This window comes from Streptomyces sp. NPDC054847, assembly GCF_053610925.1.
The window spans coordinates 1-2,630 of the sequence record NZ_JBSGZJ010000665.1 but is presented as its reverse complement, the minus strand read 5'-3'; the positions used below and the strand labels follow the sequence as shown (position 1 = coordinate 2,630).

Annotated in this window: 3 protein-coding genes; 2 read left to right on the top strand and 1 reads right to left on the bottom strand. The window is 72.2% G+C overall.

Going from position 1 to position 2,630, the window contains the following annotated elements; all coding sequences use genetic code 11:
- The first annotated feature begins 336 nt into the window (after nt 1-336).
- Entirely contained in the window at nt 337-1,137 is an 801-nt protein-coding gene (locus ACWGH4_RS33920) for a LuxR C-terminal-related transcriptional regulator (RefSeq protein WP_441264971.1), read from the top strand.
- On the opposite strand, the gene ACWGH4_RS33915 is transcribed toward ACWGH4_RS33920, so the two are convergent.
- A complete protein-coding gene (locus ACWGH4_RS33915) occupies nt 1,096-1,593 on the bottom strand; it encodes a MarR family winged helix-turn-helix transcriptional regulator (RefSeq protein WP_360036542.1) in 498 nt (165 codons plus the stop codon). The two genes, ACWGH4_RS33920 and ACWGH4_RS33915, sit on opposite strands and share 42 nt — an antisense overlap.
- Before the next feature lie 132 nt (nt 1,594-1,725).
- Between ACWGH4_RS33915 and ACWGH4_RS33910 the strand changes: the two genes are divergently transcribed.
- The gene (locus ACWGH4_RS33910) at nt 1,726-2,547 is read left to right on the top strand and encodes a trans-aconitate 2-methyltransferase (RefSeq protein WP_441264970.1); all 822 of its coding nucleotides are present in this window, start codon (nt 1,726-1,728) and stop codon (nt 2,545-2,547) included.
- Nucleotides 2,548-2,630: the final 83 nt, after the last annotated feature.

Genomic DNA, 2,630 nt, shown 5'->3' with positions numbered 1-2,630 from the left:
GGGGTGCGCCCGGCCCGCCCCGCGTCGTTTTCTGTGCGCCGGCCGGGCACAACCAGTCGTCGTATGTCCACTCAGGTGTCGTTTCGGAACATCGGCCACACCCTCGGCAACGCCGCCGATCAGTTCTGCAAATAGCCTTCCGTCACCGGCGCCCGTCCGTACTCTGAACCACAGCACCGGTGGGGGCCGGTGTCGATCAGGGGGCGAAACAGCCGGGTACGGCGCCCGGGGCGGGGTATCAGTCACAGCACGGCGGCGGCCGGGCGATGCGCTGTACCCTCCGTCCCCCGGGCGGCGTACCCGTGCCGGTCCGTCCTCCGACACTGGGGGTGTCCTGTGGTTCGTATCCGGGTGCTGGTCGTGGACGACCACCGAATCTTCGCCGAGTCGCTCGCCGCGGCCCTGGCGGCGGAGCCCGATGTGGAGGTCGCCGCGGCAGGCAGCGGCCCCGCGGCGCTGCGCTGCCTGGAACGCGCCGCGACGGAAGGCCGCAGGTTCGACGTGATGCTCGTAGACGCCGACCTGGGCGCGTCGGCCGCGGTGCCGCCGCCGAGGGCCGCCCCGGTCGCCCGTGCGGTGCCGGAGACCGGCGCGGCTCCCGTCGTCGACGGAATCGCCCTGGTCACAGGCGTCCGCTCGCTCCATCCCGCGCTGCGTCCGGTCGTCCTCGCACAGAAGGACGACGCCCGGCGCGCGGCACTGGCCCTCCAGGCGGGGGCCTCCGGCTGGGTCGCCAAGGACTGCTCCCTGCAACGACTGCTGGCGGTGATCCGCGGGGTACTGCGGGACGAGACGCACCTGGCGCCGGCGCTGCTCACCGGCGTACTGCGGGAGATGACCGCGGCACGCAAGCACCGCACGGAGAGCGAGCGGCTGGTGGAGTCGCTGACCCCGCGCGAGCAGGAGGTGCTGCGCTGCATGGTCGCGGGCCTGGGGCGCAAAGCCGTCGCCGAGCGCCTCTTCCTGTCGCCGCACACCGTTCGTACGCATATGCAGAACGTGCTGGGGAAGCTGGGCGTGCACTCCACGCTCGCCGCCGTCGCGCTGGCCCGCCGGGCCGGTGTGGGGCCCGCCGATCTGGGCCCGGGACCGGCCCTAGCCGGGGATGTTGTCGAACGGGGCGGTCAACTGGCGTAGCAACGCGGCCAGTTCCGCCCGCTGGGCGCTCGAGAGCTCGGAGAGGATCGCCCGCTCCTGGGCGAGCAGCCCGGCCAGTGCCTGATCGGCACGGTCGCGGCCCTCCGGGGTCAGCCGCACCAGGACGCCGCGCCGGTCGCTGGGGTCCGGCAGCCTCTCGACCAGGTTCTTCTTGGCGAGGCGGTCGATGCGGTTGGTCATCGTCCCGGAGGTCACCAGCGTCTGGGTGAGCAGCTGGCCGGGCGAGAGCTGGTACGGGGCGCCGGCCCGCCGCAGCGAGGTGAGCACGTCGAACTCCCACGGCTCGAGCTGATGCTCCGAGAACGCGATACGGCGGGCCCGGTCGAGATGGCGGGCGAGCCGGGAGACGCGGCTGAGCACCTCGAGCGGTTCCACGTCGAGGTCCGGGCGCTCACGGCGCCATGCTGCGACCAGTCGATCGACCTCGTCCTCCATGTCGATCAGTGTAGAGGGTCTGTCGACATGAAGTCTCTTGACGTCAAGATATATTTTTGTGGACTATTGGGCATGGTCGGGCCGGAACACGCTTCCGTTTCGGCTTTCCGTTCCTGCGAGGGGGACTTCAGCATGCATTCCGCGCCCACTTGGGACCCAGAGCAGTACCTCCGCCACGCCGGGCACCGCACCCGTCCCTTCCTGGACATGCTCGCCCGCATACCCGCGCTGCCCGCCGTCGGCCGTCCCGCCCGGATCGCCGACATCGGCTGCGGCCCCGGCAATGTCACCGCACTGCTCGCCGACCGGTGGCCCGACGCGCACATCACCGGATTCGACCTCTCCCCGGACATGCTCGCCCAGGCCGAGAAGGAGTACGCGGGCACCACGGCGGGCGGCGGCTGGCTGGACTTCCGGCCCGCCGACGCCGCGCACTGGACCCCGGACGAGCCCTACGACCTGATCGTCTCCAACGCGGCCCTCCAGTGGGTGCCCAACCACCCCGAGTCGTTCGCCGTCTGGCTCGACGGTCTCGCCCCCGGCGGCACCCTCGCCTTCCAGGTCCCCGGCAACTTCACCTCGCCCAGCCACGCCCTGCTCGGCGAACTCTGCGAGACCCCGCAGTGGCGCGCCCGCCTCGGCGACCACGGCCGGCGCTACGTCCACATCCTGGAGCCGGCCGACTACCTCACCCGTCTCGCCGACCTCGGCTGCGACGCGGACGCCTGGGAGACCACGTACCTCCAGCTCCTCGGCGGCGAGGACCCGGTGCTGGACTGGGTGAAGGGCACCGCCCTGCGGCCCGTGCTCACTGAGCTCGCGGACGACCCGGCGGCGCAGGAGGAGTTCCTGGCCCAGTACCGGGACCTGCTCCGCAAGGCGTACCCGCCCGGTCCCCACGGCACGGTGTTCCCCTTCCGGCGGATCTTCGCCGTCGCACGCAAGGTGTCGTGACCCGCTCTCCCGGGGGCCCTTCCCCGGGGAACACGAAGCGCCCCCGCCGGGGGCGGGGGCGCTTCACGGTCTCACACGGGATC